We start from the raw sequence: 8,117 nt of genomic DNA on the forward strand, positions 1-8,117 counted from the left end.
TTTCATATCTGTTTTTAGCATTACATAGTAAATTAAGACGTTTACTACCCCTGGCTCTAATTTTTGCTGGAAGAGGACATCTTCAATTATTTTTAAATCTCCGCTGCTTGGTGGTACGCCACCAGCAATATCTGTTAAAAACTGCCTTGGTGAGATTGTTTCTAATTGATAAGCGAGCTCTTCCTCTTGCGTCCGTTTTGTCGATCTTTCGTCTGTTACAGTACGTAATGACATAGGCTGTGTCTTTTCTAATAGTCCAGGTAATTTGTCACCATGTCTAAACTGGTACCAATCTCGTGCTGACTTCCTCAATATTTCGATATCAATGCTATCATCTTGAGTAATACTATTCATAACGACATTTTTCATATCAACTGCATTGATTCCATATAAGTAGGACAATTTTTTGATAACCTCTTTGACAGTTGGTGTAATGGCACGAGCTGGGATTATCGCATCAGCTAAACCAGAAAGGAATAACTCAAAATCAAATACTTGATCAGCTATTTCCAATGATGCGCGTTTTGTCGTTTGGATATATTCACGTTCTGCTGCTAATGATATATCCTCTAACGTTTCATGATTTACTTTTGCAATCATATTTGCTGATTGTCCCGAATCAAATATTTCATTAAATGAACGGGTTATTTCCTTCATCTCTTCATCGATTTTCTTTTCAGAAAAGAAACGCTTTAGCTGATAAAATTTATTTTTACCTACTCGATTATATAAATAAATATTTAGAACACCGTCTTGAAAAAATTCATCAGGTGTTAATGGCGCCTGCAGTTCATAAATGTATTTTTTCGATTCGTCCGTTTCCTTGACAAATGTCTTCAATAAACCTAGCCCTTCAAGCTTTAAACGTTCATGATAAATATCGCGCAAATTGCTTTGCATAAGTGTCATCAAGCTATGATGAGTCGATTCCTCTCCCCATAACCGGTTTTGCTCTAGCTCCCCCCACAATGTCATATAGAGGCTAAAGCCCTTTGTACCAATTAACGGCTGGTACAATAAGGTTATTATTTTCCGATCTAATTCTTGAAGGACAGAACTACTTTTTACAATGTACCGATCAATTGCAAGTAACTCTTTCCAATGTTGCTGTTCCATCCCCTTCAACCTTCCTTAAGTTAATTCATTTTATATCATTGAAAAAAGAGCTTGAAGAATTCTTCAATAGCTCTCTATACTATCATATTATCCTATCTTACCTTTTTAATTAAATCTGACAGTTCTTCTATAAACACATTTATATCTTTAAATTGACGATAAACAGAAGCAAAACGAACATATGCGACCTCATCTAATCGAGCAAGCCTGTCCATGACCATTTCCCCAACTAATTCACTATTTACTTCAGAAACACCTTGATTTCTTAATTCCTTCTCAATTTCATGAACAATATCTTCTAATTTTTGAAGTGGTACAGGCCGTTTTTCGCAAGCTTTAATTAATCCTCTTAATATCTTCTCACGACTAAACTCTTCACGTGCTCCATCCTTTTTAACAACGATTAAAGGAATTTCTTCCACTTTTTCAAATGTAGTAAAACGATATAAACATTCTTCACACTCTCTCCGACGTCTTATAGCTCTACTATCGTCAACAGGTCTCGAGTCTAGTACCCTTGTACCATTATGCTGACATGAAGGACATCTCATCTTATCACCTCCATAAAAAATGTCAAATCAAACGTGATTTTTTTAATGATGTTGTCTGCGTTAACTTTGTTGCTTTTTATTAATAATCGCTTTGGTTTGATTTTTAGGGTGGTGGTGAGCCTCCTCGTTCTAAATAACTGCTCAGTCACCCGACTATCCCACGTTTCCCCAGGAGACTTTACACTTATGCTCAAATCAACCTTAACAATGTTTAAAAAACAGCAATATTTTAGAAAATAGACTTAGATTAATTACTTCGATTTGTCCCAATAAAATTTTCTTTTTTATCAAGTTTGTTATAAAGCCCTAAAATAACCTTTCTACTATAACCAAAATCGGTTGGCAAAAACGTATTTGTCGTAACAGTAAAGTCTACAGCTGTTTCTAGTGGGCGTACGGAAACAATTGTAACAACTAAAAAAGCCTTCCGAGGTGAAGTGATATTTACGCTCATTTCACCGCGCTCCTCAGAAATAGATGTAATTGTCATTCCAGGTGTTTGTTCAATCAATTCCTTTACTGATTGTACCGCTTTTTTATATGTAAGTTTATAATAATGACTTTGTAAATTTGGGTTATAATGTTTTTCACGTGTTTCTTGATGGGTACTAAAAAAGTCCTTTAATTTATTCATGAAACTCATATGTATAGCTTCCCCTTCCCAATAAAATATATTTTATTGTATCTACAATTTTACCCTAACTCTATCATACTGAAAAATCATCATAATAAAAAGAGGTGCTGATTAAATAATCTGCACCTCGGAAATTTTCTTTTATGATTACAAAGCTTTTGCTTGTGCTTGTTTTATTTCTACAGGTCCCATTCCTCTTGGGATTTCAATGTTTTCACGTGTTTGTGCTCCTAACGATTCCGCAATATGATCTGCTGCAATATTAGGATCTAAATCACCGCAAGTATACACATCAATGCTTGCATACCCATGTTCAGGAAAACTATGGATTGTCAAATGAGATTCAGAAATTATAACAACACCGCTTACTCCTTGTGGAGCAAACTTATGGAATGCTACCTCTCTTATTTCAGCACCTGATTTTAACGCTGCATTTACAAACGTTTTTTCAATATAATCCATGTCATTTAACTTATCAAAATCGCAACCCCATAATTCTGAGATAACGTGTCTACCCATTGTTTCCATATTCATGGATCCCCCTTTTACTATTCTTACATGAATTCTTCGCTAATGGCATATAGTCAACTACCACGGGGGAAAGTTAGTCCTAAGAGGTCCTAACCCTTTAAGTAGCCTTACACCTTGGCTTTTGTAAGAAGTTCACGAAAAATAGTATACTTTGTTTGTATATGTTTTGCAACACTTTTAGAGAAAGTGCTCCAAAAGTCTAAGGGGTAATAAATGGAGCATCTATTACATGAATTACACGGAAATAACTATTAAATTTATCCTTATTTTCTAATCATTATTCGATAAATTCCAAATGATTGTATCCAATATGTTTCGTAATTGTCTTTCTGTTTCTTCCAAAGTTCCATTATTATTAATTACATAGTCTGCAAGTTTCAACTTTTCCTTTAAAGGCATTTGTGATTCGATTCTCATTCTAGCTTCATGTTCTGTATAACCATTTCGTCCCATTAATCGTTCTAACTGAATATGCTCATCAACATATACAAGAATTGTTTTATCAACGATATGAGTGAGCTTACTTTCAAACAATAGTGGAATATCCAATACAACAGCTAATGCATTCTTTTGTTTCTCAGATTCAACTTGCTTCAGCATTTCCTCTCTAACTGCAGGGTGAACAATTGAATTAAGCTGTTGTCGCTTCTTCTCATCTGCAAAAATAATTGAGCCTAGCTTTTGACGATTTATTGATTTATCTTCATCGAGAATTCCATCAAATGTTTCAATAATTTTCTTATATGCAGGCTGCCCAATTTCAACAACCTCTCTAGCAATAATATCAGCATCTACTACACGAAGCCCTTGTTTTCGTATCATATTTGAAACAGTACTTTTCCCACTTGCAATTCCACCTGTTAGACCTATAACAATTGTCACACTATGCCCTCCATCAACTATAATTTCCATATTCCTATCATAATAAGAATAATCCCTGGCAAGCAAGTAAATTTATCTACCCAAGAAAACCTCGTTAATAAATAGCCAGATTTTATTCCAAATGAAACGAATAGGGAACTCATACATGCAACTAGAAGACTCATAATAATGGGAGAGTAACCTAATAAAGCTGCGCCAATTCCTGCGCCAAAAGCATCTAACGATAAGGCGAGACCAAGTAATAATGCTTCTACTCCTGTTATCGTTCCAGACTTATCAAAATCTGCAGACATTGGTTTTTTTAAGATATTAATCACAATGCCAAGTGTTTTTATTTCAAACATAATTAACGTTGTTTCCGATTCTTGTTCTTCAAAATTTTCCTTTTCTGGTCTAAAAAACTGATATAAAACCCAAGCACCGATTAATACTAAAATAACCCCACCAAGCCTTTCAGTTACAAATACCGGGAAAATCCTCGTTAGTAAGTCTCCAATTACCATTGCAATTAACATCGTTCCGGCTGAACAGCATGCAATAACGAAAATTGATTTCAACGGGATCTTCATTTTTCGCATTCCATAGGTAAAACCAACCGAAAAACTATCTAAGCTTACTGCGAACGCTAATAATAAAAGTGAAGATATTTGAAACATTTATGCCTAGCCCCTTCCTTCTAAAAGCTAACATAGTGTATGATAGCCGCCTAGATAGTGTTAATAAAAAAAGAAGGAGGTTGAAAGAAAAAAGGTCCAGCATGGTAAATTTGAAAACACAAAAAAATAGCTGGCTATTAGCCAACTATTTTTACTACCATTATTTTTGACATTTTCGACAAAAATGAGTCCCTCTTCCACCAACAACTGTTTTCGTTAATGGTGTGCCACACGTTTTACAAGGCTCATCTGTTCTTCCGTAAACTAATAATTGGAGTTGAAACATTCCTATTTCACCTTGGGTATTAACATAAGAACGGATCGTACTCCCGCCTTTTTCTACCGCTTCATTTAGTGTTGCAATGATTTCCTTGTGGAGGGCTTTATATTCCTTTTCCGTTAATTGATTCGCAATCCGTTCAGGATGAATCCCTGCGCGAAATAATGCTTCGTCAACATAAATATTTCCGAGACCAACTACTATAGTCTGATCTAACAAAGCTGATTTTATTTTTCTTGATGTTTTCTTCAACCTTTCTTTTAAATAGGATGAAGTAAATTGTTTTGAAAAAGGTTCAGGACCAAGCTGAGATAATGGCAACTCAGCTTCCTCCTCTCCCTTTTTAAACAAATGCATCGTTCCAAACTTCCTAACATCTTTATATCGTAATTCACTTCCATCAAGGAATTCAAAGATTACATGAGTATGCTTATCAATCTCCTCTTCAGGCTGAAACAACCCATAACGACCTTCCATTCGTAAATGTGAGACTAGAACATAGTCATCTAATATAAATTTTATAAACTTGCCTCTGCGACTCACATCATAAATGGTTTGCCCTTGTAATGCATCCTTAAATTGTTCAATCTCAAAAGGCTTTTTAATTATTTTAGGGTAAAGTACCCTAACCTGCTTTATTGTTTTATCTTTTACAAGCTGTAAAAGAGTACGACGTACCGTTTCAACCTCTGGTAATTCTGGCATAATGTCACTTCCTTTACGTCCTTAGTTAGAGCTTATAAATCATTTAGCATCATACCATGAATCGCCGTAAGAATAATCAACCTTTAACGGTACTTTAAGCTCTACTGCATTTTCCATAACTTCTGGAACAATTTTCTCTAGCAACGGAATTTCTTCTTTTGGCGCCTCAAAAATAAGTTCATCATGAACCTGTAATAATAATTTTGTTTGAGTATTTTCCTTCTTTAATCTCTCTGCCATGTCAATCATTGCCTTTTTGATAATATCTGCAGCACTACCTTGAATTGGTGTATTCATTGCTGTTCTTTCAGCAAAACTACGCAAATTAAAATTACGGCTAGTAATTTCAGGAATATATCGTCTGCGGTGTAGCAATGTTTTTACATAGCCCTTTTCACGAGCATCAACAACAATATCTTCCATGTATTGCTGTACCCCGACAAATGACTCTAAATATCGTTTAATAAATTCACCAGCTTCTTTTCGTGTAATTCCAAGACTTTGTGAAAGACCATAATCACTAATCCCATATACAATTCCAAAGTTTACAGCCTTTGCTTGCCTTCTCATGTTTGAAGTTACTTCATCCTCATTTACATGGAAAACATCCATCGCTGTTTTCGTATGAATATCTAAATCATGCTGAAATGCATCTATTAAATTTTGATCGTTTGCAATATGAGCTAACACACGTAATTCAATCTGTGAATAATCTGCCGCAAAAATCACCCAATCCTTTTTAGAAGGAACGAAGGCCTGACGGATTTTTTTCCCTTCTTCAAGTCTAATTGGAATATTTTGGAGATTTGGGTCTGTTGAGCTTAGTCGGCCAGTTGTCGTTAATACTTGGTTAAAACGAGTATGAACACGATGTGTATCCTTGTGGACAACCTTTAATAGCCCTTCAATGTAAGTTGATTGCAGCTTACCTAGTTGGCGATAATGTAAAATTTCTCTTACAATTTCATGCTGGTCTTCAAGTTTTTCTAGGACGTCAGCAGATGTTGAATATCCTGTCTTCGTTTTTTTAATAACAGGTAAATTTAATTTTTCAAAGAGGATAACACCTAATTGTTTAGGTGAATTTATATTAAATTCTCCTCCAGCCAACTCGTGAATTTTTTCTTCCAATGCATTTAATTGTTCTGTTAAATCTTTCCCCATTTCCTTTAAGCGTTCGATATCAACCTTTACTCCAGTTGACTCCATTTCAGCAAGGATAACGGAAAGTGGCATTTCTAAATCATAGAAAAGTGAGGATTGATCGTTTTCCTCTAATTGATTGACAAGCTTTTCTTTTAAATCATAGATTGCTTGTCCCTTCCGTACGAGATGATCACTAAGCTTTTCCTTATCAGGAATTGCCCTCTTAGCACCTTTTCCATAGACTACTTCATCTGACTGTACAATGGTTAATCCATTTTTTCTTGCTACACTTGCAACATCATCAAAGTTTTCTGAAGGATTTAACAAATATGCAGCAATTAACACATCAAATGTCACACCTTTTAGCTCAATTCCTTTCCAATGGAGAGCTACAGCTGTTTTCTTTCCATCATAGACGATTTTTTGCTTTGAATCGTCTACTACCCATTCTTTGAAAGCTTGAGATGTTAAAGCGATCTCTACAGGAATAAAATAATTTCCGTTCTCATTGTGAATAGCGATGCCATGAATATCTGCTTGATGATAGCTCTCTTCTAATACCTCAACATAGAGTGCTACTTCATTAGTTAATGCTTTAATCAATAAATTTTCTTCCACGATGATTTCATATCCGATATCTTCAACACTTATTTCCTCTTCGGTAGCCTCATCACCAAGCTTTTCAAGTAATGTGTTAAATCCTAATTCCTTAAAAATTGCCGTAACCTTTTTAACATCAAAACCTTCAAACATAACATCATCAACCGTAATATCAATCGGTGCCTGACAATCGATTGTTGCAAGCTTTTTACTCATCAATGCTTGTTCACGATTTTCTTGCAATCTTTCTTTCAGCTTATTTCCACTAACTTTATCAATAGAATCCAATACATTTTCTAATGTCTCAAATTCCTTTAATAGCTTAATCGCTGTTTTTTCTCCAACTCCAGGTACTCCTGGGATATTATCTGATGTATCTCCCATAAGTCCCTTCATATCTATAATTTGTTCAGGTGACAGCCCATACTTTTCTTGAATAAAATCAGGCGTATAGGAATCAACATCTGTAATCCCTTTTCTAGTAATATCAACTGTAATATGTTTTGTAACTAGCTGGGTCAAATCTTTATCACCAGAGATGACCTTTACTTCAAATCCTTCCTTCTCAGCCTTTTTTGAAAGCGTACCGATGATATCATCCGCCTCATAATTTTCAAGCTCATATCTTGAAATTTGATATGCATCTAACAACTCTCGGATAAATGGAAACTGTTCAGATAACTCAGGTGGTGTTTTTTGGCGCCCGCCTTTATATTCCTGAAAGGTTTCATGACGAAACGTTGTTTTCCCTGCATCGAATGCAACTAGCATATGTGATGGCTTTTCCTCTTCAAGAATTTTCATTAAAATCATCGTAAAGCCATAGATAGCATTTGTATGTACACCTTTATCATTATTTAATAACGGCAAAGCAAAAAATGCGCGATATGCAATACTATTCCCGTCAATTAGTACTATTTTTTTTGTCAAATTTTCTTCCTCCCTGATTTCTATTTCATATACCAACAAGTCGTGGCATTTGCCAATTCACTTTAAACGAATATGCTATCATAACA

General features: G+C 35.0%; 8 protein-coding genes. All 8 read right to left on the reverse strand.

Annotated features, from left to right (window positions below; genetic code table 11):
* Window positions 1-1,116: replication initiation and membrane attachment family protein (locus HU235_RS24800; RefSeq protein WP_174881926.1), on the reverse strand; the 1,116-nt coding region annotated here is incomplete at its 3' end.
* A gap of 92 nt (window positions 1,117-1,208) precedes the next feature.
* Window positions 1,209-1,667 carry a transcriptional regulator NrdR gene (gene nrdR, locus HU235_RS24805; RefSeq protein ID WP_095300636.1) on the reverse strand — a complete coding sequence of 153 codons (459 nt, stop codon included), beginning with the start codon at window positions 1,665-1,667 and terminating at the stop codon, window positions 1,209-1,211.
* Window positions 1,668-1,914: 247 nt separating this feature from the next.
* Entirely contained in the window at window positions 1,915-2,310 is a 396-nt protein-coding gene (locus HU235_RS24810; protein ID WP_095300637.1) for a cytosolic protein, read from the reverse strand.
* A 138-nt stretch (window positions 2,311-2,448) separates the two neighbouring features.
* Window positions 2,449-2,829 carry an adenosylmethionine decarboxylase gene (gene speD, locus HU235_RS24815; protein WP_095300639.1) on the reverse strand — a complete coding sequence of 127 codons (381 nt, stop codon included), beginning with the start codon at window positions 2,827-2,829 and terminating at the stop codon, window positions 2,449-2,451.
* Window positions 2,830-3,102: 273 nt separating this feature from the next.
* Window positions 3,103-3,714, reverse strand: a complete 612-nt coding sequence (coaE, locus tag HU235_RS24820) for a dephospho-CoA kinase (protein ID WP_174881927.1) — start codon at window positions 3,712-3,714, stop codon at window positions 3,103-3,105.
* Window positions 3,715-3,731: 17 nt separating this feature from the next.
* The gene (gene ytaF / locus HU235_RS24825; RefSeq protein WP_174881928.1) at window positions 3,732-4,370 is read right to left on the reverse strand and encodes a sporulation membrane protein YtaF; all 639 of its coding nucleotides are present in this window, start codon (window positions 4,368-4,370) and stop codon (window positions 3,732-3,734) included.
* A 160-nt stretch (window positions 4,371-4,530) separates the two neighbouring features.
* On the reverse strand, window positions 4,531-5,355 hold the full coding sequence (mutM, locus tag HU235_RS24830) for a DNA-formamidopyrimidine glycosylase (RefSeq protein WP_174881929.1): 825 nt from the start codon (window positions 5,353-5,355) through the stop codon (window positions 4,531-4,533).
* 39 nt (window positions 5,356-5,394) lie between these two features.
* On the reverse strand, window positions 5,395-8,031 hold the full coding sequence (gene polA, locus HU235_RS24835; protein ID WP_174881930.1) for a DNA polymerase I: 2,637 nt from the start codon (window positions 8,029-8,031) through the stop codon (window positions 5,395-5,397).
* Between the last annotated feature and the right edge of the window lie 86 nt (window positions 8,032-8,117).

Origin of the sequence: Metabacillus niabensis (genome assembly GCF_902829255.1) — a bacterium.
GTDB lineage: Bacteria > Bacillota > Bacilli > Bacillales > Bacillaceae > Metabacillus > Metabacillus niabensis.